20 protein-coding genes are annotated in these 21,016 nt (G+C 39.9%); 13 read left to right on the top strand and 7 right to left on the bottom strand.

Going from position 1 to position 21,016, the window contains the following annotated elements; translation table 11 throughout:
- Positions 1-68: 68 nt before the first annotated feature.
- From ACK8HY_RS15495 to ACK8HY_RS15505, 3 genes are all read left to right on the top strand, one after another.
- Complete coding sequence (locus ACK8HY_RS15495) at positions 69-803, top strand: MlaE family ABC transporter permease (protein ID WP_077437722.1); 735 nt, start codon at positions 69-71, stop codon at positions 801-803.
- Positions 804-812: 9 nt separating this feature from the next.
- Entirely contained in the window at positions 813-1,571 is a 759-nt protein-coding gene (locus tag ACK8HY_RS15500; protein WP_077437721.1) for an ABC transporter ATP-binding protein, read from the top strand.
- A 178-nt stretch (positions 1,572-1,749) separates the two neighbouring features.
- A complete protein-coding gene (locus tag ACK8HY_RS15505; RefSeq protein WP_077437719.1) occupies positions 1,750-2,655 on the top strand; it encodes a class I SAM-dependent methyltransferase in 906 nt (301 codons plus the stop codon).
- A 100-nt stretch (positions 2,656-2,755) separates the two neighbouring features.
- On the opposite strand, the gene ACK8HY_RS15510 is transcribed toward ACK8HY_RS15505, so the two are convergent.
- The 3 genes from ACK8HY_RS15510 to ACK8HY_RS15520 all read right to left on the bottom strand — a co-directional run bounded on the left by ACK8HY_RS15510 (position 2,756) and on the right by ACK8HY_RS15520 (position 7,352).
- Entirely contained in the window at positions 2,756-4,534 is a 1,779-nt protein-coding gene (locus tag ACK8HY_RS15510; protein WP_077437717.1) for a hypothetical protein, read from the bottom strand.
- 84 nt (positions 4,535-4,618) lie between these two features.
- Entirely contained in the window at positions 4,619-5,461 is an 843-nt protein-coding gene (gene purU / locus ACK8HY_RS15515; RefSeq protein WP_077437715.1) for a formyltetrahydrofolate deformylase, read from the bottom strand.
- A gap of 37 nt (positions 5,462-5,498) precedes the next feature.
- Positions 5,499-7,352, bottom strand: a complete 1,854-nt coding sequence (locus tag ACK8HY_RS15520; protein ID WP_077437713.1) for a DNA topoisomerase IV subunit B — start codon at positions 7,350-7,352, stop codon at positions 5,499-5,501.
- Between the two features lie 167 nt (positions 7,353-7,519).
- Between ACK8HY_RS15520 and ACK8HY_RS15525 the strand changes: the two genes are divergently transcribed.
- Positions 7,520-8,671, top strand: coding sequence for an SPFH domain-containing protein (locus ACK8HY_RS15525; protein WP_077437711.1), 1,152 nt, complete (start codon positions 7,520-7,522; stop codon positions 8,669-8,671).
- Positions 8,672-8,693: 22 nt separating this feature from the next.
- Positions 8,694-9,803, top strand: a complete 1,110-nt coding sequence (locus ACK8HY_RS15530) for a zinc finger domain-containing protein (RefSeq protein ID WP_416134167.1) — start codon at positions 8,694-8,696, stop codon at positions 9,801-9,803.
- Between the two features lie 79 nt (positions 9,804-9,882).
- Here ACK8HY_RS15530 and ACK8HY_RS15535 read toward each other — a convergent pair whose 3' ends face one another.
- From ACK8HY_RS15535 to ACK8HY_RS15550, 4 genes are all read right to left on the bottom strand, one after another.
- Positions 9,883-10,875, bottom strand: coding sequence for a hypothetical protein (locus tag ACK8HY_RS15535; protein WP_416134168.1), 993 nt, complete (start codon positions 10,873-10,875; stop codon positions 9,883-9,885).
- Positions 10,876-10,907: 32 nt separating this feature from the next.
- Positions 10,908-12,017: a hypothetical protein gene (locus tag ACK8HY_RS15540; protein WP_077437705.1), complete on the bottom strand. Its 1,110-nt coding sequence runs from the start codon at positions 12,015-12,017 to the stop codon at positions 10,908-10,910.
- A 10-nt stretch (positions 12,018-12,027) separates the two neighbouring features.
- The gene (locus tag ACK8HY_RS15545; RefSeq protein WP_416134169.1) at positions 12,028-12,768 is read right to left on the bottom strand and encodes a hypothetical protein; all 741 of its coding nucleotides are present in this window, start codon (positions 12,766-12,768) and stop codon (positions 12,028-12,030) included.
- 427 nt (positions 12,769-13,195) lie between these two features.
- Complete coding sequence (locus tag ACK8HY_RS15550; RefSeq protein WP_077437702.1) at positions 13,196-13,693, bottom strand: cupin domain-containing protein; 498 nt, start codon at positions 13,691-13,693, stop codon at positions 13,196-13,198.
- 199 nt (positions 13,694-13,892) lie between these two features.
- On the opposite strand from ACK8HY_RS15550, the gene ACK8HY_RS15555 reads away from it, so the two are divergent.
- From ACK8HY_RS15555 to atpA, 8 genes are all read left to right on the top strand, one after another.
- Positions 13,893-16,118 (top strand): helix-turn-helix domain-containing protein, encoded by a 2,226-nt coding sequence (locus ACK8HY_RS15555; protein ID WP_077437701.1) that lies wholly within the window; start codon positions 13,893-13,895, stop codon positions 16,116-16,118.
- A 49-nt stretch (positions 16,119-16,167) separates the two neighbouring features.
- Positions 16,168-16,395, top strand: coding sequence for an AtpZ/AtpI family protein (locus ACK8HY_RS15560; RefSeq protein ID WP_254846267.1), 228 nt, complete (start codon positions 16,168-16,170; stop codon positions 16,393-16,395).
- Positions 16,388-16,786, top strand: a complete 399-nt coding sequence (locus ACK8HY_RS15565) for a hypothetical protein (RefSeq protein WP_077437699.1) — start codon at positions 16,388-16,390, stop codon at positions 16,784-16,786. Before ACK8HY_RS15560 ends, ACK8HY_RS15565 begins: the two co-directional genes overlap by 8 nt.
- A gap of 94 nt (positions 16,787-16,880) precedes the next feature.
- Positions 16,881-17,969 carry a F0F1 ATP synthase subunit A gene (gene atpB / locus ACK8HY_RS15570; RefSeq protein WP_077437697.1) on the top strand — a complete coding sequence of 363 codons (1,089 nt, stop codon included), beginning with the start codon at positions 16,881-16,883 and terminating at the stop codon, positions 17,967-17,969.
- Positions 17,970-18,005: 36 nt separating this feature from the next.
- Positions 18,006-18,194: an ATP synthase F0 subunit C gene (atpE, locus tag ACK8HY_RS15575; protein ID WP_028070619.1), complete on the top strand. Its 189-nt coding sequence runs from the start codon at positions 18,006-18,008 to the stop codon at positions 18,192-18,194.
- A gap of 110 nt (positions 18,195-18,304) precedes the next feature.
- Positions 18,305-18,805, top strand: coding sequence for a F0F1 ATP synthase subunit B (locus ACK8HY_RS15580; RefSeq protein WP_077437696.1), 501 nt, complete (start codon positions 18,305-18,307; stop codon positions 18,803-18,805).
- A 29-nt stretch (positions 18,806-18,834) separates the two neighbouring features.
- Positions 18,835-19,377 (top strand): F0F1 ATP synthase subunit delta, encoded by a 543-nt coding sequence (locus tag ACK8HY_RS15585; protein WP_077437694.1) that lies wholly within the window; start codon positions 18,835-18,837, stop codon positions 19,375-19,377.
- A 54-nt stretch (positions 19,378-19,431) separates the two neighbouring features.
- Positions 19,432-21,006: a F0F1 ATP synthase subunit alpha gene (atpA, locus tag ACK8HY_RS15590; protein ID WP_077437692.1), complete on the top strand. Its 1,575-nt coding sequence runs from the start codon at positions 19,432-19,434 to the stop codon at positions 21,004-21,006.
- Positions 21,007-21,016 lie beyond the last annotated feature (10 nt).

Below are 21,016 nucleotides of genomic sequence, written 5' to 3' on the forward strand. Positions count from 1 at the left end.
CCTTTAGTGGATACATGGACAAAACATGACGTTTAGAATGTATAATACGTGGAATTTAAATTGATAATATGATTTTTCATCACATTGGTGCATATCTTATACTCCTGAAGTCAGTCTTTAAGAAACCTGAGAAAGGACAGATTTATTGGAAAGAAACTTTATTGGCCATGACGGATATCGGGATAGGATCGTTGGGACTTATTGTGATCATTTCGACTTTTATCGGGGCGGTAATGACAATGCAGATCGCTTTTCAGATGGTTTCCGACCTTATTCCCAATTCGATTATTGGTTCTATCAATAGAGATTCAAATATTTTAGAGTTAGGGCCTACTATTTCGGGATTGGTATTGATGGGGAAAATCGGTTCATCCATTTCTTCTCAAATTGGCTCAATGCGTGTGACAGAGCAGATCGATGCCTTGGAGATTATGGGTATTAATGCTCCTGGATACCTGATATTGCCCAAAATATTGGCTGGGGTGACGATGATACCGATGTTGGTTATTATCGCTATTGTCTGCGCATTAGTAGGGGGGCTATTGGGCGGTTCTCTTTCTGGAGCTGTAACGCCGGCAGATTATATTTTGGGTATTCAGGATAATTTTAATGGCTTTACAGTCACAGTAGCACTTGTAAAAGCGGTGGTGTTTGGTTTTATCATTACTTCGGTGTCGGCATATAAAGGGTATAATGTGAAGGGGGGAGCCCTTGAAGTGGGCCAGGCAAGTACAGAAGCTGTTGTGGTGGGCTGTATTACCATTCTAGCTGCGGATTATGTCATTACAGCGTTAATGCTTTAAGGAGATTCTATGATTCAAATCGAAAATATAAATAAATCCTTTGGTGATAATCATGTTCTAAAGGGTATCAGTGCGAGTTTTGAACCGGGAAAAGTAAGCTTAATTATTGGCGGATCCGGTTCTGGGAAAAGTACTTTGCTTAAGTGTATTGTCGGGTTACATCATCCGGAAAAGGGAAAGGTATTGTTTGATCAAACGGATTTCACACGGATGAATTTTGAGGAACGCGTCCCGATCCGGAAAGAAATAGGTATGCTGTTCCAAAATTCAGCTTTGTTTGATTCAATGACGGTTGAACAGAATATTATGTTTTCACTGGACATGTTTACGGATATGTCTAAATCGGAAAAGTTAGACCGTGCAAATCATTGTTTGGAACAAGTGAATTTAGAGGGACGAAACAAGTTATTTCCAGCGGAATTATCCGGTGGGATGAAAAAACGTGTAGGTATTGCACGTGCAATCAGTATGAATCCCAAATACCTTTTTTGTGATGAACCCAATTCAGGCCTAGATCCGGAAACCTCTATTGTTATTGATGAATTGGTACTTAAAATTACGCAGGAATTGAAATGCACTACCGTCGTTGTAACTCACGATATGAATTCTGTTATGGGGATTGGGGAATATATTCTGTTCTTATATAAAGGGCAGAAATTTTGGGAGGGATCCAATAAGGATATGATGCGGTCGGATGTCGAAGAATTAAATAATTTCGTGTTTGCAAGTCCATTGATGAAAAGCGCCAAGGCATCTATGGGGCAATAAGGTAGAAATGATGTGTGCCAGCACTACGAGATTGGCGCCGTTGTTTTTCTATAAGCTCACCATATTGTTTCATATGAGTTTTTTATGCGGTTTGTTAGTGTGATGTATGTCTTTAAGGAGGATGTGGAGTGGTAAATTTCAATATGCAAGAAATTTAGCTTAGTTTTGTCGGAAAATTTTGATTTTGGCAACTACAAATATACAACTATTGACCCCACAACATTGGGAAGACTATGAACTCATTGACTGTGGTGATTTTGAAAAATTAGAACGTTTTGGCGACCTGATATTAATCAGACCTGAACCGCAGGCAGTATGGCCCAAGGCTTTGAGCGATGCAGAATGGAACAAACGTTACCATATCAAATTCAAAGGACGGTCGGCTACTTCCGGAGAATGGTTGAAAAAAAATCCGAAAATTCAGGACCGTTGGCATATTCAATATAAAAACGATGATGTAGCAATCAAATTTAGATTGGGGCTTACCTCATTTAAGCATGTCGGAATATTTCCTGAACAGGCTGTTAATTGGGATTATATTTCGGAGTCTGTCCGTTCCTTCAAAACTGAAAAACCTAAAGTTTTAAATCTTTTTGCTTATACAGGTGGTGCTTCTTTAATAGCCAAGGCCGCAGGAGCAGACACAACACATGTGGACTCCATCAAGCAGGTAGTGACCTGGGCCAATGAAAATATGGAGATTTCCAATCTGGATAATATTCGTTGGGTAGTTGAGGATGCATTGAAGTTCGTCAAGCGTGAGCTTAAACGCGGAAATACATACAATGGTATTATTTTGGACCCACCGGCATATGGGCATGGGCCAAAAGGGGAGAAATGGAAGCTTGAAGATCATATTATGGAGATGATGACTGAGGTTGTTCAATTATTGGATCCTAAAGAGCATTTCTTGATCTTAAATACCTATTCATTGGGTTTTTCTTCGGTCATTGTGGAGAATTTAATAAAAACTGCCTTTCCAAAAGTAGAGAATTTGGAAATCGGTGAGCTTTTTCTACAGGCTACTGCAGGACCAAAACTACCATTAGGTGTTTTTGGGAAATTCCGTAAAATTGCAAAGTAGACCTTACCATTTGTAAAGGAAAGTCCATAATAACATAAAACGCGGCAGGTTTACCAAACCTGCCGCGTTTATTTTTAGGATCTCACCGATATCAACTTGCCTAAATATGAATATTTTTTAAGCGGACGGTAGCAAGTTCCAGTTGTAAGGGTATCGCTTCTATCGTGTTTTTAGGAAAACAGGAAAACTGATCCTGTAGCGTATGGTAGTAATCTATCCCCGCCTGTAATTGTGCCTTGAATTTATCGACATATTTTACTTTCTTGTCATTAAGTTTATCTTGATTATCACTCACATATTTTTGGATATGATCGATATACAGGTTTAATTCATTGATCAGTACAAATGGCCGATCAGCATGCTCCAGTAGCGATACACGACCATAGATGTGATCAATCATCTGCTTTAACGAATATTGTTTTTTAAACCAGTACAGATTTGGCCCAGGACAAATGGAGACTGCTGTCTGCTCTCTTTTTTGTTGGATACCATATTTGAGATAAGCCGGAGCTGCTAGCCCCTCACAGAGACAGGTTTTTTCGGTAATGGTATCGAATGCCTTGCTATATTCTTCTGCGCTAAGTTGTTGTTTTTGCAGATCTTGAATCTTTTGATACTGATAGGCACGTGAAGCGGTACAAAGGGGCTTGTCTCCAAATTCCCGATTAGAAACAAGATATTCTTTTTTACAAGGACTTCCGGGTCTTCCTTTTTGGATACGTTCCAATCGTAGTTTTTCAGCACTACTGGGCCTGAAATTATTAAAGGGAACACCTAAAGGCGAGGCTCCACTACAATAGAAGTCTGTCTGTTCAGCCTGCTCGAGTGCTTTTAATGTTGCACTGTCTACCGTTGTAGCTTCCGGAACCATTAAAAATGGGGATCCCCAACCTACTGCGTCGAATTTATAATAATCCAATAAAAACTGATGTTCCATGGCAGTGCCTATTCCTCCTTGAACAGTATACCTGATCTGGGGGGAATCTGTCAACGATACACCATGTGTAAGCCAATAGTGCTGATAAATTGCAAAGAGCTCAGCTTGCAAGCTTTCTCTTTTTTCTTTGAATTCTTCGAGGATAGGCCCCAATAGAAAGCCGTCGGTCGCGAAAGCATGTCCCCCGCAATTCAAACCGGATTCTACACGGAATTCTGAAACCCAAACGCCTCTTTTTGCAAGATATTTTGCTTGGATAAGTGATGATCTAAAATCGCTGACTTTTAATATAACTTTCTTATCAAAGGTGCCGTCTTCCTTAGGGAAGAATGCTGGTAATTCGGCAAGATAAGCATATAGATGGGGGTTCATGCCCGCAGATAGAACGACTGCGGAATGTAAGGTGGAGTTGGCGAATCCGCGTAAAGCAGATAAGGCATCCGAATGCTGCTGCGCTAAAGCGATGCCGTTCCTGTAATTTATTTTATCCACTTTGGACATGATATTCACATCAATGTCTCCAGGTTTCAGGTAAGTGATCAATAGATCCTGTAGTGCAGTTTTAACCGCACGGTTTGTTTCAATTTCCATCGCATGATAGATCGGTTTGGAGGGATGTGAATCCGGTAGAAGCTGGAAATATTTGGTCAGTTCCGAATTTTCCGTAAAGGATTGATGTTTCAGGGAATTTATCTGCCTGTTGACCACCTGCTCTACGAGATCGAGATAAGCTGTGATTCTATTTGCACGATAATCAGCATCTGTCGTAAGGATGGGATGATATTGAATTTGATATTGCCCGCAATAATAGCAGCGCATACGCTCGATGAGTTCATCATCAACAATGGACATCACGGATGAAATTCCGTATTGTGCGACTTTAATGGCTGAGTCTATTGAAAAAGCTAGCCCCAATACAGGGATATGGAAAGTGTGCGTCATTCTTAAATAGTTCTTTTACGAAATAATCAAGAATAACGCGATTAAAAAATAATGACTATACGTTTAAAGTGGTGATTGTGATCACTATTCAAAAACGATGGTCTTATAGTCGTTGAGCATCACACGGTCTTCGCTCAATAGGCGTATCGCTCTGCTTAAAACTGCTTTTTCAATTTCTTTTCCTGCAGTTACCATATCTTTAACGGTATAGGTATGATTGACGTGACGGATATCCTGAACGATGATAGGACCTTCATCAAGCTGATCGGTAACAAAATGTGCTGTAGCTCCAATAATTTTTACCCCTCTGGAATGTGCCTGCTTGTAGGGATTCGCTCCAATAAATGCAGGTAGAAAAGAATGATGGATATTGATCAACCTATTTGCGAATGTTGCAACAAAAAGAGGCGATAGGATGCGCATAAATTTTGCTAGGATGATATAATCAAAACTGTATTGTTTGATTTGCGTAATCAGTTGTGTTTCGAAATCTTCTTTGGATAAGCCTTCGTGTGAAATACAATGAAAAGGTATATCAAATTTGTCTGTGAACGATCGCAAAGTATCATAATTACCAATGACTGCCTGTACTTCAGCACCCCAGGTTTCAAAATGCTGTCGAACTAGAATATCTGCTAGACAATGATGTTCTTTGGTGACAAGGACAACAATTTTTTTTCGATTACTGGGGTTGACCTGAATTTGGGCAGAAGGCGGAAGTACTTCAGCCAGCGAATCGCTGAGCTGAGCCTGGTCAGGAAATAAACCATTACAGACAACGCGAACAAAAAATTTATTTGCTTCTTCGTCCACATACTCTCGCATGGTAACGATATTAAGCTGATATTTGGCCAGGGTGTTGGATATATTGGCTACCAATCCAACGGCATCTTGACATTGGATCAGAATTAAGGTTTGGTCGTGCATGGAATATTGGTTGTAGGCTGTAAAAAAGCGGGTTAATTTAACCCGCTTTTTTTGTTAGTTCTTCTTCAAGGTCTACTTCTACACGTAGATTTTCAACAATATGTTTTTGTCGATCTGGTGTATTTTTGCCCATGTAGTATTCTAATAATTGTTGAATCTTATTGTCTTTTGATAAAATGACTGGATCCAAACGGATATCTTTTCCGATAAATAGGCCAAACTCGGAAGGTGATATTTCACCTAAACCTTTAAATCGAGTGATCTCGGGTTTGGCTCCTAGCTTTGCAATTGCTTTCTGCCTTTCTTCATCGGAGTAGCAATAAATAGTCTCTTTTTTGTTCCTAACACGGAATAATGGTGTCTGAAGGATAGATACGTGACCTGCTTTAACCAAATCGGGAAAAAACTGTAAGAAAAACGTTAATAATAGAAGACGGATGTGCATTCCATCGACATCGGCATCGGTAGCGATGACGATATTATTGTATCGCAGTCCATCGAGTCCATCTTCAATGTTGAGCGCATGTTGCAAGAGATTGAACTCTTCATTTTCATAAACAATTTTTTTGGACATGCCAAAAGAGTTCAATGGTTTTCCTTTTAAACTGAAAACCGCCTGAGTCTGTACATCACGTGACTTGGTAATTGACCCTGATGCGGAGTCCCCCTCGGTTATGAAAAGTGTAGTCTCTTGGTTGCGTTCATTTTTATCACTGAAATGGACTTTACAGTCACGCAATTTACGGTTGTGTAAAGATGCTTTTTTAGCTCTTTCGTTGGCTAATTTCTTGATCCCAGCAATATCCTTACGTTCTCTTTCAGATTGAAGAATACGTTTTTGAAGCGCATCTGCTGTACTTGGATTTTTATGCAGATAATCATCCAATGCTTTTTTGACAAAGTCATTAATGAAACCTCTTACAGTCGGGCCTTCAGGTCCGACGCTCTGAGAACCCAATTTTGTTTTTGTTTGGGACTCGAAAACGGGTTCCTGTACCTTGATGGCTATCGCCCCAATAATTGAAGATCGAATGTCGGATGCGTCAAATTCTTTTTTGTAGAACTCGCGGATTGTTTTGACAATTGCTTCTCGGAAGGCTGCCTGATGTGTCCCCCCCTGGGTAGTATGTTGACCGTTAACAAAAGAATAGTATTCTTCTCCATATTGTTGACCGTGGGTCATCGCAATCTCAATATCATCACCTCGAAGGTGAATGATCGGATAGCGCATGGATTCGGCATCAATATTCCTCTCTAATAGATCTTTTAAGCCATTCTCAGAAACAAACCGTTGGCCATTGAAGTTGATGGTAAGACCTGAGTTTAGAAAAACATAGTTCCAGATCATATTCTCTACAAATTCCGAACGGTATTTGTAATTTCTGAAAATAGAATCATCTGGATAGAATGTTACCGATGTACCATTGCGCTGGGTAGTATCTTTTTGTTCGTCATTGATCAATTCGCCTTTAGCGAACTGTGCGATACGTGTTATATTTTGGCGATAAGATTGTACCGTAAACTGGCTTGATAATGCATTGACTGCTTTTGTACCCACACCATTTAATCCCACGGATTTTTGGAAGGCCTTGCTGTCGTATTTACCACCGGTATTGATTTTGGAAACTACATCTACGACGGAGCCGATTGGGATCCCACGACCATAGTCACGTACTGAAACTTTGTTTTCGTTTACGGTGATATCAATGGTTTTACCGGCACCCATCACAAATTCGTCAATCGAGTTGTCGACGACCTCTTTCAATAAAACATAGATGCCATCATCGTAGGCCGAACCGTCCCCTAACTTTCCTATGTACATTCCCGGACGAAGGCGGATATGCTCTTTCCAATCCAGGGACCTAATACTGTCTTCGTTATATGTACTCATAAATTTATGTAGAACTTAGCTAACAAAAATATAAAAAATAAACTACGATAAGTAGTTTAAAAGGCTAAATTTTTTAGATATCGGCAGATTCTTGTTCGATTCGGAAAATTGTTGGTTTGCACGGAAATGTTTACATTTAGTGTAAGTAATTGTAAAGAGAAAAATTTATGGGGTTATTTGATAAAATCAGAAATGAATTTATTGACATTATCGAATGGGTCGATAATAGTACGGATACGATTGTATGGAAATTTCCACGGTATCAGAATGAGATCAAAATGGGAGCGCAACTTACCGTACGGGAAGGACAAGCAGCCGTATTTTTAAATGAGGGGGTGGTTGCTGATGTATTTCAACCCGGAAGATATGAATTGACAACGCAGAACATGCCGATTATGACGACCATCAGAGGTTGGAAGTATGGCTTTAATAGCCCTTTTAAGGCTGATGTTTATTTTGTCAATCTCCGTCAGTTTGTCAATCAACGTTGGGGAACTAAAAACCCGATCATGTTACGCGATCCAGAATTTGGACCGATACGACTCCGTGCATTTGGAAATTTCTCCTTCCAGGTGAAAGATGTTTCTGTATTTATGAAACAGCTGGTGGCGACGACTCCGGTATTTACGGTAGACGATATTACTGAGCAATTGCGCAATATTGCGGTATCAAGAGGAATGGATGCCATAGCGGAGTCAAAAATTCCAGCATTAGATTTAGCATCCAACTACGATGAGGTTTCTGCACTGATCCAGCAAAAGATAACGGGAGATTTTGAGGAGATCGGATTAGGCCTGACCAAATTTTTGATTGAGAATATCTCATTTCCGGAAGAAGTGGAAAAAGCACTGGATAAAAGAAGTAGCATGGGCGTGGTTGGAAATCTTGGGGCTTATGCGCAATTTCAAGCTGCGAATTCCATGGAGAAAGCCGCGGAAAATCCTAGCAGCGGAGGTATTGTCGGCGCGGGTTTTGGTGCTGGTTTAGGTGCTGGAATGGTTGGTCAGATGGGCAATGTATTTCAACAGCATAATTTTGACGGGAATAATCCTACTGGCGCTGCGGGCGCAGGAACCGTAGCAGCAGGATCAGCTGGACCGCCACCATTACCTAAGGCGGTTGCTTATTATCTAGCCATAAAGGGAAAACAGGAAGGACCTTTTGATCAGGAGCAATTGCGTGGATTACAACGTGAAGGTACATTGACCAATTCAACATTAGTATGGAAGGAAGGTCTTGATAACTGGACGGAAGCGGACAAAATCGTTGAATTGAAGGATTTGTTTTCGCAAACTCCGCCGCCTATTCCTGGAGTTTAGAGATCTAAGTGCTATCACGCGTATGAGTTTTGAAGAGAAGACTTCCGAAATAGAGCGGGGGTTAAAATGCCAGGGTTGTGGTGCTGTTTTGACATACCGACCCGGAACTTCCTACCTGGAATGTTCGTATTGTGGTACTGAAAATGAAATTGCTGACAACATGCCGGAAGGCGGTGAAATTGAAGCAACGGATTATAAAGTTTTCGGTAAGGCGATGGATGATGTGGCAGATGAACGTTATAGCTATGTAGCGGAGGTGGTCCATTGTAATAACTGTGGGGCTAATTCGAGATTGAACCCGAATATCACAGCGGATGTTTGTGCATTCTGTGCCTCGCCATTGGTAATTGATCATCAGCAGAGACGTATCGTTAAGCCCCATGGGCTTGTGCCTTTTATGGTGGATTATAAGCAGGCATTTGGCTTGTTAACTCAATGGGCAGGAAAAGTCTGGTTTGCGCCCAATGATTTCAAAAGAATCTTTAATACGCGGAACGATCGTCTGAAGGGGGTATATATTCCATTTTGGTCATACGATTCGGATGTATATTCCGCTTATCAAGGATCTCGGGGGGAATATTATTATGTAACGCGGACAAGACGTAATGCTGAAGGCGAAACAGAGGAATATGAAGAGCGCCGTACGAATTGGTACCCCGTTTCGGGAACCATCTATAGTCGATTTAGGGATATCGTTATCTCTGGATCAACTTCACTACCCGAAAAGTTTTCGGACAAAATAGGCCCTTGGAACTTGGATTACCTGAAACCGTTCAATGAACAGTATCTAAGTGGTTTTATAGCGGAGACTTTCAGTGTTGATCACGTGGCGGCTGCCGGAACTGCCCGCGCTATTATGGATCGTGAAATTGTACGACAGGTAGAAGATGATATTGGTGGAGATACACAGGACATTGATTCCATCGATAGTGATTTTAAGTCGATCAGATTGAAATATATTTTATTACCGGTCTGGCTTTCTGCTTACCAGTATAAAGGCAAGAGCTATCAGATCATGGTAAATGCTTTCAATGGTAATGTTTATGGACAAAGACCTTATAGCTTTTGGAAAATCGCCTTTCTGGTCCTGTTGATCCTTATTTTGTTCTATCTGTTGAGCTTTATGGGCTAATTTTTGTACTCATGATACAAAAAAAGAGCTGTGCCTTTTTTCCTCAAAGCACAGCTCTTTTTGTTGCTTTAAAATGTTCTTATTTATTTAAAGACAGCAGGAAACCGATTGTGAAGTTGGCGTCCCAGTCAAATACAAAGGTATCGCAGTTGGTCGCATCTTTAATTGCTTTGTAGATGTTGACGCCACTTTTGGTTTTTATTTTATCAGCTTTATAAGAAGTAGGATCGTTCAATACTGTGAACCGTTCTTCGCCTTGACGAGTCTGAGATGCTAACTCAAAAGGAACACCCCCAATGATAAAGCAGACTTCTCTTTTTGAAGCTGGTATAGTTTCGCCTAGTTTTTTCACTTCCGCATAAACGGCATCGTCTTTTAGATCTTTTTCATAATACTTTGCACCCGGAGCTTCTACAGACTTCGTGTCGCCATCAATCCAGGAGATTTTGGTGTTGCCTGAGCCGATATCGACGATAAAGGAGTTGTCTTCATAAGCTTTTGGAAGAACGGATTTAAGCGCTAGCTTTCCTTCTTGTTCGGCGGTAACTAAATTCACAACAAACCCCATTTTTCTAAGTTCGGAACTGATTACAGTCGTTTTAGGTTCTTTCTGTGCGCCGGAGCTGATTACAAAGTGTATATTTTTGGATTTTACACCTTTATCGAGCATCATTCCAATATAATCCTTTAATCCCTTGCGGATATCTTCGGTATTGGCCAAACCTTCATATGCAAAGGATTTACCGAAATCTTTAGAGACAATCTCCCAGCGATTTTCTTTATCCATATTGACAACAAAGGAATTGAATCCTGAAGCACCAACTTCTACAACTCCTTTATACTCTCCATCAATCGGTTTTTCAGGTTGATAATTGAATGAGCGGGTATTTTCCGATCCTGAAGTTGCGGGGCCAGCAACATTGACGCTGGTGGAATCTGCTTTATTGACAGTTGGATTCGCGTCGAATTTGCCTGATTGCATGGCCCAGTAGCCGATAGCAAGAATAGGTAGGGCGATAATAATTGCTTTTATAGGCCATCTTAATCTAGCCCATGTCGATTTCTCTTCCATAATTTTGAATAATATGATATTTGTTTTGTTAATTAATCTAGTAAAGTAAAGCCTTTATCGATTTTCTCCTCGGGCTTGAGTTCGTAGCTCGCATCAGACATCTGAGTGACATTGAGTACTTTCAAATTACGTTCGTCAACCTTACGGATAAATTCTTCCAATTCTCCTTGTGAAGGGGCGCCACCGACCGTGATGTTGTTGTTTTGGTCCAAGAAATCCAGGTTGGATCTAATCGATGCGATGTTTTGACTGATAGCACCTGTAGCCGCATTCATGGCCTCCTGAAAAGCCCATCCATCTTTGATATTAAATACATCGGCAAGCCCATCCGTTGCATTTTTCATTTTTTGTGTTGCTTCTAACTTTTTAGAAATGATAGAGATACTGCTGTCCAATGTGCTTACATAGATACGTGCTGCACTTTCGTTGTCTTTAAGGACTTCCAGTACTTTCGCAAACTGATTGGCATATTGTACATAGCTACGTGCATTTTGCTCTTCGGATTCTCCTTCTTTACCTAGCAAGAATGCTTTAGTACGCGTTTCCTTGGCATCTCTAGCATACGCATTAGCTTTCTCTGCATTATTTTTGCTTGCTTCTTCTTTTGATTTTTCATCAAGATTGGCGGCTTCAGCAGTAAACCTTTTTGCATAACTGTACTTTTCTTCGGCAGTTTTTTGCGCAGTTTCACCGCTTTGAATCATGTCGATGCGAACTCCATCCACATTACTGATCTTCTCCTTTACACGTTTTAGGGTATCTTTAGCGTCGCGGGACAACAATTGTAAAGTCTCGATCGGATTGTTTCGGATAATGGATTTCTCACCCTTGAATAGCAGTACAGTGCCCAAACGGTGCAATAGCGCAATAATCTTAGGTGCTAAAAGCAGTAAGGTAATCAGAATAATACTGAAGATCACAAATAAAATGCTCTTTCCAGCATATTCGAGCATAATGGGGAGATATTTGAAAAAAGCAAATGCGCCACCCAGTATCAGCGCCCAAAAGAAAATTGTGGAAACCGTTTTTTTTGCTTCCGGAGACTTCAATTGTGCGGGTAAATGATCCCCCAAAACTTGAAATATAGGGAGTTGTGTTTTTATTTCAGCAGGAATATTGATGTATTGATCTTTTCTTTCCATTGATTTATAGTTATGTAATTGATTGATTAATCATGTGCAATGCGTTGTTTATTTCGGTAATGACCTCGTCAACAGCAGCGTTGCCTATTGCTATTTTTTGTTCGATTTCTTTAATTTTTGGCTCATACTTTTCATTAATCTGTCCCAGAGCTGTTTGTTTTTTCTGTAGATCATCCTGCAATTTGTTTATATTTTCAGTTAATGCTTTAATTTCACTGTTCAAATTTGCGATCTCCATGGTCCGGTCCTGTTCTGTCCTTCTCTTCTCTTCCTGTTTCTGTTCCGATTCTTTGGCTATGGTTGCTTTAAGCTTATTAGCATAATTTGTGCCAGTTGCCACAAGATTCTCCTTCGATAGCGAACTATCAACAAACTTAAGTGAGGTGTATGCCGCTTTTAAGGTATTTTCTTCTACTTTGCCCATTGCGGCGGCAGCATTCCATACTTCAAAAAAATCGACACCTTGCTCATTTAGTTTTTCGAGGATGGCGTATACCTTTAGTTTCATTTCATTGCGGTCTGTAGAACCATCGTTGGCTGTAATGGGGATAGGAGGAGGGGTCTTGCCGGTTGCTACGGGGTGTGCTACCGACGTATATGTTGGTGCGGGGGCATTTAATTTTTCTTGTGTGGGAGCAGCAGGTGCTGGCGCCGGAGACTGAGGGGCAGAGCTTGTCTGATCATCTTCGAAAATTAATTTTTTAAGACTGTTTAATATTCCGGAACTTCTTTGGTTTTCGTTGTTGCTCATAATACGCTATATTATTATACTACACTAAAATAATAAAAATTAAGATTGTGATCGCTAAATTTATCAGAATGAAATCATCATCAGGTTAATTAATGGTCCGAATGGAGGCGAGAGGCTGCTCCCGTTAATTCCAATGTAAATACCACGAAGATGTCTTTAGGCAAGGCGATATGTAATACATTCGCGCTATAGTATGTGTGCGGAGGTTATTTGTCTATTGGTAATTGAATTTTCTTATTATACAGCTTTTCTGAATAATACTAGTGGCAAATTAATGAGTAATACGTCATGAAATATTGTAATGCCCAAGATTTGTAAAAAGAACAGTGGAGAATTTAGGATAAGCGGGGCAGATTTTGGGTGTCATTAAAAACAAAGATTTCCAATTTAGTATTGGAAATCTTTGAGAGCATCGTTGCGGAATTTTCTACCTTCCAAAATCGTCTTGAACGCGTACAATATCGTCTTCGTCTGAAGGGTTGTTCGCATCGGTATGCTGCCAAATTTCAGCTAAAATACCAAAACCATCCAAGCCAATTAGACGGTGACGTTGTCCCTGACGTAATCGAATTGTTTCACCTTCTTTCAAAGTAGATACCACAGACTCCTCATCTGTATCGGAAACCATAACGCCTACATTGCCTTGAATAACACGCCAGATTTCGGCACGGCGGTGGTGGTATTGCCAAGAAAGTCTCTTTTCTGGAGCAACGATCAGAATTTTTGGACTTAATTTTCCTGAAATTCTTAATTCCTGAACGTCTAATCCGCCAAAATACTCATTTGCGAACTCTTGTGCCTGGGATTCGTCGATAACGAAAAAGCCACCCCAAGGGCGCGCTGCATCCGATTTCTCAATGTTGAATCCTTTGGATGTCAACATCTCTTGCACTTTTTCAAATAATGCGGTTTTATCTATAGCCATCTTGTAAAATTTCTAAAAATTTATTGATCATTAATTCAGCAGCTAAATATAGAAAAAAATCATTAATAATTTTAGTTAACCGTTTTAGCTTTATTAAAATCATTAATAAAATATACTTTTTTATAAAATATACAATTGATCGGTAGGATATGTTTTCAAAATGAAATCCTTAGTTTTGTGATCAATCTAATTTCAGGATATGTCAAATTTTCAAGTCGATCGAGAAAACACAGCCTTTATGCAGGCTGTTGCATTTGTTAACCAAACCAATCAGAATGTATTTATTACAGGAAAAGCAGGTACGGGAAAGACGACTTTCTTGAAGTATATTCGGGAACATAGTTATAAGAAAATGGCGATTACTGCGCCAACGGGAGTAGCGGCCATGAATGCAGGCGGTACCACTTTACACTCCTTGTTTTGGCTTCCTTTTGGAACTTTTGTTGAAGACTATGAGTTGCGCTGGGACGAGCAGGATAGCCATATTTACAATAAATCCCGGCTCTTCAGCACGATAAAACTAACGAAACAACGGCGGGCAATCTTGCAGGAACTGGAACTATTGGTCATTGATGAGGTTTCGATGGTGCGGGCCGACACGTTGGACGCGATCAATGTGATCTTGCAGTCCGTTCGCCGCGATATGCGTCCGTTTGGTGGTTTGCAGGTGTTATTTATTGGCGATTTATATCAATTGCCTCCTGTGGTCAAAGATGCGGAATGGAATATTCTCCGCGATCATTATTCGTCTGTATTTTTCTTCAATGCGAAGATTTTAAGGGATAGCCCTTTGGTCATGCTGGAGCTTAATAAGATTTATCGTCAGCAGGATGAGGGATTTATTTCCATCTTGAATGCGATACGGAATAACCAATGTACCAATGAGATGCTCGCGACCTTAAATAGCTACTACCAAAAGGATTTCGTTCCAAAGGAGGAGGAGCAATATATTACATTGACCTCCCATAATCGGAATGCCGATGAGATCAACAGTGCAAAACTGGCTTCATTATCTGGAAAGATGCTCAACTTAAAAGCTGTTGTGAAAGATGACTTTGCGCAGGGATCTTATCCTGCCGAAGAAACACTGTCCTTAAAAATAGGGGCGCAGGTGATGTTCATACGGAATGACTCAGGTGATGAGCGGAAGTATTACAATGGTAAGATCGGTACGGTAAAACATATTGATACAATCCAAGGAACAGTATCTGTCACTTTTCCTGACGGCTCTGAAGAGGTGACAGTCAAGAGAGAAACCTGGGAGAATATCCGTTACAATTATGATAAAGGGCAGGATCAAATCAAAGAGGAGATCCTGGGCACATTTTCTCAATTTCCGTTGCGACTGGCTTGGGCTATTACAATCCATAAGAGCCAGGGGCTGACTTTTCAGAAAGCAATTATCGATGCGGGTACCTCCTTTGCCGCCGGACAGGTCTATGTTGCGTTAAGCCGTTTAACAAGCTTGGATGGACTTGTACTTAAATCCATTATTCCATCTTATGCTATCCGTACAGACTATCAGGTAGTCGAGTTTGCACAAAGAGCACAGTCTCAGTCCAATATTAATGAAATATTGGAACAGTGCCAACGAAATTATCTGGGGCAGATTCTGATGAATGGTTTTCGATGGGATGGACTGTTGGTAGAAACTTCAGAACTGCTTAAATCGATGGAAGAGCGGAATATTGATGGGAAGGAAAAGGCTATTCAGTTTTTCCAGGAGATCGTTAAACAGCTCCAAACACAGGAAAAAGTGGCACATAAATTTATTGTTGTCCTTTATGATCTTCTTCGGGATAAAGATGCGATTGATTACGATCTGATTTGCGAGCGTTCAACTGCTGCAGTTAACTGGTTTTTGCCAAGGATGGATAAGGATCTTATTGAAGCTTTGACAAAGCATATTGAAGAGTACCAGATCCGTAAGCGGACAAAGAAATATGTTGATGAGTTGAAAGCGATATTGTTGGATTATAAACGTAAGCGTGAACAGCTACAGCATTGTTTAATTATTGCTGAAACACTATCAAAAAGAGAGGATTTTCAAACAGCGATGCTTGATGTGGCTGTTCAGGTCAAAACAAAAGAAAAGGAGGTGCTTGCAGCGCAAAGTGCCGATGAGGAGGGAGGTAAGAAATTGGATACCAAAGATATTTCTTTAGAGATGTTTAAAGAGGGTATGACAATCGCGGATATTGCGGACAAACGCGGGATGGTCGCAGGTACAATCTATGGGCATTTGATTAATTTTGTGGGTACGGAGGTCGAAGCAACGGAATTAATTGATCAAGGGAAACTGGATCGTATCCTTGATGTTATTCGTGCAAATCCGGATAAATCTTCTTCGGAACTCAAGATGCTTTTAGGGGCGGATATAGACTATCCGGATATTAAAATTGGACAAAAAGTTTTAGGATTGTAGTCCGTAAGGATTTATGATGTATATTTGTCAACCTTTAATTATAAACTAATTGAAAGAGGAGAAAACCAATAAGAAGATTAACAAATGGATTGTTTTTACTTCCATGCCAATACAAATGGGCGTGACAATATATTTATTTTATTGGGTGGGGAGCTGGTTGGACAATAAATACGCGATTGCGGGTGAATGGGGGATGAAGGGACTGACGCTTTTGGGGGTAGTTGTATCGCTGTATCAGTTCATCAAGCAAGCAAATCAAATTAATAAGAATGAATAGTTATCTGAAAAGCGTACTTGTACTGCTGATCGTTTTTGTAGCAAGTTTTGCTGCGCATTATTTAGTGATATCCGGTATGAATGTGGGGCAGTATTGGTCGCAGACAGCTTACAGCCTCGTTGGGATGTATGCATTTGGCTTCTGTTCTTCGTTGCTGGTTGCGGTCTTGGTTTTTTTTGCAAACTGGTCGATGCCCGAAAAATTAGGCGTCATATTTCTGGGGCTTGTGCTCCTGAAGGCTGTTGCGGGTTATATTTATATCAAAGATGGCTTAAAGACCATTGAAAACAACTTTATCGAATATAACTTTTTGGTTGTATTTTTCATTGCTTTATTTGTGGATGTATATGTTGCATTTAGCGCTTTAAATCAAGCAGATAAAAAGGTTTAAACTATTTTTGGAAAAAGTTTGAACAAATGGTGATTTATGCCAAATAAAATTGTATTTTTGCGCAAAATTTTTTATTATTCAATAGTAATCTGAAATGGTGAATCTTAAGAGAGCACTTTTATTATTTGCAGTAATTTTTCTTGCTGTCAATCCTTTTACCTTAAAAGCAGCTGAGGAAGCGCATGGGGATGCGCCTAAAACCCAAGCTGAGGAAATTAAAGAGTATAGTCAACATCACTTACAGGATGATCATTATTTTTCTTTGTTCTCCGATCAAAAAGCAGGAAAACATTACGGTTTTCCATTGCCAGTAATTCTTATTGATAATGGGTTGGTTGTTTTTTCTTCTGGCGAGTTTCATCATGGTGAGTCTGTTGTTGAGAAAAACGGTCAATATTATACACTTTACCACGGTAAAATCTACAAAACAGATGCTGCTGGTACTTTAAACTTTGATGAAGCTCATCATCCTACGAATGCAAAACCTTTAGATTTTTCGATTACAAAGAATGTAGTTGGCCTATTATTGGCTGCGTTCTTATTGTTTTGGGGTTTTATCTGTTTAGCTAAAACGTATAAGAAAGGTGTTAATAACCTTCCAAAAGGCGTTGGTCGTGTTTTAGAGCCCTTGGTTTTATATGTACGTGACGAAATGGCTGTTCCTAATATCGGTCATCGTTATAAAGAATTTATGCCTTATTTGTTATCTGTATTTTTCTTGATCTTTGTTTTAAACTTGTTGGGTATGACACCTCTAGGTTTTAACGTAACAGGCAATATTACAGTTACTTTGTGTTTGGCTTTGTTCACCTTCGTTATTACCAACTTTAAAGCAAATAAAGATTACTGGAAACACATTTTTTGGATGCCAGGTGTTCCGGTTCCTTTTAAATTTATTTTAGCACCAATTGAGGTATTGGGTATGTTTACTAAACCCTTCTCTTTAATGTTGCGTTTATTTGCGAATATTACCGCTGGTCACTCTGTTGTGATGGGTTTGATCGCAATCGTCTATTTATTTCAACAACAATTGACCGTAGGTGGTAGTATCGGGGTTTCTATGTTGTTAACCTTAGTGTTGTTTTTCTTAGAGTTATTGGTTGCGTTCTTGCAAGCCTTTATCTTTACCATGTTGTCGTCCCTATTTATCGGAATGGCAGTCGAAGAACACGCACATCATTAATCGAATTTTTTTGTTAAATTTTATAAAATAATTATTATGTACAACTTAATTGGAGCAGGTTTAATCGTAATCGGTGCAGGTTTAGGTTTAGGTAAAATCGGTGGTTCAGCTATGGAAGCTATCGCTCGTCAACCAGAAGCAGCATCTAAAATTCAAACTGCGATGATCATCATTGGTGCCTTAGTTGAAGGTTTAGCATTCGGTGCTTTAATCTTAGGTAAATAATCCAAGCTGATTAAAAGTTTACTAAATACAGTTTGCAACGGTTGGTTGCAAACTGTATTTAAACAAAAAAATACAAACAAAAGAAAATTATAATTTACAATTGTATATAAATGGAAGCATTAATTAATCAGTTCTCGTACGGTTTGTTCTTTTGGCAACTAATCATCTTATTGGTTGTGATCTTTTTATTGGGCAAGTTTGCCTGGAAACCTATCGTCAACGCTTTGGATGAACGTGAGCAAGGAATTGCCAATGCATTGGAAGCTGCTGAGAAAGCTAAATTAGAAATGGCTCGTTTGACAAATGAAAACGAACAATTGCTTAAAGAGGCTCGTGCGGAACGTGATGTTATCCTTAAAGAAGCTAAAGAGCTAAAAGAGAAAATCGTTGCTGATGCGAAAACACAGGCCCAAACCGAAGGTGCTAAAATGATTGCTCAAGCGAAAGAGGAGATTGAAGAACAAAAGAATAAAGCTTTGGCTGAGGTAAAATCACAAGTTTCTTCTTTGTCTTTGGATATCGCCCGTAAAGTGTTAACAAAAGAATTTGAGGACCAAGGTAAGCAAGAGGCTTTAGTAGCAGATTTGCTGAATGATGTTAAATTGAACTAATCCGGTCACTCAAATTACGAAATAGAATTATGTCAGTATTTAAAGTAGCATCGAGATATGCAAAGTCATTAATTGACTTGGCTAGCGAGCAAGGCTCACTGGAGACCATCAAGACAGATATGGATTCATTCATTGCTGTTTTAAAATCCAGTTCAGAATTGCAGGCTGTTTTGGCCAATCCTATTGTTCCTTTGGACAAGAAGAAAAACATATTGGATGCTTTATTTAAAGATAAGATCAATCCGAATATCTTGGCATTCTTTAAGATCATGATCAACAAAGGTCGTGGTACAATAGTATATGCTACAGCTCAGGAATTTGTCCGTGAGTATAACGAGGTAAAAGGTATTGTGAAAGCTACAGTTACATCTGCAGCACCACTTTCTGATGCTAATTTGGCGGCGATGAAAGATGTACTTGCAAAAGAGACTAACGCTCAGGTGATATTGAACAACAAAGTCGATAGCAGTTTGATCGGTGGATTTGTGGTTAATATTGGTGACCGCCAGATTGATGCAAGTATTGCTGGTAAGTTGAATAAATTAGAAAGATATTTGAATCAGGGTAACTAAGTTATTCTGATACTTGAAGTAAAATAAATCAAAAAACCCCTTATAATAATTAAAATGATAGAGGTAAGACCAGATGAAGTTTCGGCAATTCTAAGAGAACAATTGTCGGGCTTTAAATCAGAAGCCGAACTAGAGGAAGTGGGTACCGTACTTGCTGTAGGTGACGGTATTGCTCGTATTTACGGCTTAACTAAAGTTCAGTCCGGTGAGTTGGTTGAATTTGATAACGGATTACAAGGTATTGTATTAAACTTAGAAGAAGACAACGTGGGTGTTGTACTTCTAGGCCCTTCTGACGAAATTAAAGAAGGAGATACGATTAAACGTACCAACCGTATTGCATCCATCAAAGTTGGAGAAGGTTTGTTGGGACGTGTAGTGAATACATTGGGTCAACCAATTGATGGTAAAGGACCTATCCAAGGTGAATTGTATGAAATGCCTATCGAGCGTAAAGCTCCAGGTGTTATCTACCGTCAACCGGTAACTGAACCCTTACAAACAGGTATCAAAGCGATTGATGCAATGATTCCAGTAGGTCGTGGTCAACGTGAGTTGGTCATCGGTGACCGTCAAACAGGTAAAACTGCGGTTTGTATCGATACGATCTTAAACCAAAAAGAATTCTATGATGCAGGTCAACCTGTATTCTGTATCTACGTTGCCGTAGGTCAAAAGAATTCTACAGTAGCAAATATCGTTCGTACCTTGGAGGAAAGAGGTGCAATGGCTTATACAGTTGTTGTCGCTGCTTCTGCTGCGGATCCTGCTCCACTTCAATTCTACGCGCCAATGGCGGGTGCTGCTATCGGTGAGTTCTTCCGTGATACAGGTCGTCCAGCGTTGATCGTTTATGATGATTTATCTAAACAAGCTGTGGCTTACCGTGAAGTTTCTTTGTTGTTACGTCGTCCTCCAGGCCGCGAAGCGTACCCAGGTGACGTATTCTACCTACACAGCCGTTTATTAGAGCGTGCAGCGAAAATCAACTCTTCTGATGATATCGCTCGTAATATGAACGACCTTCCTGAGTCTATCAAGCATTTGGTTAAAGGTGGTGGTTCATTGACTGCACTTCCGATCATTGAAACACAAGCAGGTGACGTTTCAGCATATATCCCTACCAACGTAATCTCGATTACAGATGGTCAGATCTTCTTGGAATCTAACTTATTCAATGCTGGTATTCGTCCGGCGATCAACGTAGGTATCTCGGTATCTCGTGTGGGTGGTAACGCTCAGATCAAACCGATGAAAAAAGTATCTGGTACATTAAAGTTAGATCAAGCGCAATACCGTGAATTGGAAGCCTTCGCAAAATTTGGTTCTGATCTAGATGCTGCTACCAAAGCTGTATTGGATAAAGGTGTTCGTAACGTTGAGATCTTGAAACAAGGTCAATACTCTCCAGTTTCTGTGGAGAAACAAGTTGCGATCATTTACATTGGAACAAAAGGTTTATTACGTAATGTTCCAGTAAATAAAGTAAGAGCGTTTGAAGAAGAATTCTTGACACAATTGGAACAACGCCATCCAGAAGTTTTGTCAGCGTTCAAAGCTGGTAAATTCTCTGATGAGTTGACTGCAGTATTAGAAACAGTAGCTAAAGATTTAGCATCAAAATATTAATTAGTAATGA

The organism is Sphingobacterium sp. NGMCC 1.201703, from assembly GCF_047784615.1.
Lineage (GTDB): Bacteria > Bacteroidota > Bacteroidia > Sphingobacteriales > Sphingobacteriaceae > Sphingobacterium.

Excerpts from the sequence above, each read along its gene's own strand:
- ACK8HY_RS15495 (WP_077437722.1), top strand. The coding sequence starts at position 69 with ATGATTTTTCATCACATTGGTGCATATCTTATACTCCTGAAGTCAGTC.
- ACK8HY_RS15500 (WP_077437721.1), top strand. The coding sequence starts at position 813 with ATGATTCAAATCGAAAATATAAATAAATCCTTTGGTGATAATCATGTT.
- ACK8HY_RS15510 (WP_077437717.1), bottom strand. The coding sequence starts at position 4,534 with ATGACGCACACTTTCCATATCCCTGTATTGGGGCTAGCTTTTTCAATA.
- purU (WP_077437715.1), bottom strand. The coding sequence starts at position 5,461 with ATGCACGACCAAACCTTAATTCTGATCCAATGTCAAGATGCCGTTGGA.
- ACK8HY_RS15520 (WP_077437713.1), bottom strand. The coding sequence starts at position 7,352 with ATGAGTACATATAACGAAGACAGTATTAGGTCCCTGGATTGGAAAGAG.
- ACK8HY_RS15525 (WP_077437711.1), top strand. The coding sequence starts at position 7,520 with ATGGGGTTATTTGATAAAATCAGAAATGAATTTATTGACATTATCGAA.
- ACK8HY_RS15530 (WP_416134167.1), top strand. The coding sequence starts at position 8,694 with ATGAGTTTTGAAGAGAAGACTTCCGAAATAGAGCGGGGGTTAAAATGC.
- ACK8HY_RS15535 (WP_416134168.1), bottom strand. The coding sequence starts at position 10,875 with ATGGAAGAGAAATCGACATGGGCTAGATTAAGATGGCCTATAAAAGCA.
- ACK8HY_RS15540 (WP_077437705.1), bottom strand. The coding sequence starts at position 12,017 with ATGGAAAGAAAAGATCAATACATCAATATTCCTGCTGAAATAAAAACA.
- ACK8HY_RS15545 (WP_416134169.1), bottom strand. The coding sequence starts at position 12,768 with ATGAGCAACAACGAAAACCAAAGAAGTTCCGGAATATTAAACAGTCTT.
- ACK8HY_RS15550 (WP_077437702.1), bottom strand. The coding sequence starts at position 13,693 with ATGGCTATAGATAAAACCGCATTATTTGAAAAAGTGCAAGAGATGTTG.
- ACK8HY_RS15555 (WP_077437701.1), top strand. The coding sequence starts at position 13,893 with ATGTCAAATTTTCAAGTCGATCGAGAAAACACAGCCTTTATGCAGGCT.
- ACK8HY_RS15565 (WP_077437699.1), top strand. The coding sequence starts at position 16,388 with ATGAATAGTTATCTGAAAAGCGTACTTGTACTGCTGATCGTTTTTGTA.
- atpB (WP_077437697.1), top strand. The coding sequence starts at position 16,881 with ATGGTGAATCTTAAGAGAGCACTTTTATTATTTGCAGTAATTTTTCTT.
- atpE (WP_028070619.1), top strand. The coding sequence starts at position 18,006 with ATGTACAACTTAATTGGAGCAGGTTTAATCGTAATCGGTGCAGGTTTA.
- ACK8HY_RS15580 (WP_077437696.1), top strand. The coding sequence starts at position 18,305 with ATGGAAGCATTAATTAATCAGTTCTCGTACGGTTTGTTCTTTTGGCAA.
- ACK8HY_RS15585 (WP_077437694.1), top strand. The coding sequence starts at position 18,835 with ATGTCAGTATTTAAAGTAGCATCGAGATATGCAAAGTCATTAATTGAC.
- atpA (WP_077437692.1), top strand. The coding sequence starts at position 19,432 with ATGATAGAGGTAAGACCAGATGAAGTTTCGGCAATTCTAAGAGAACAA.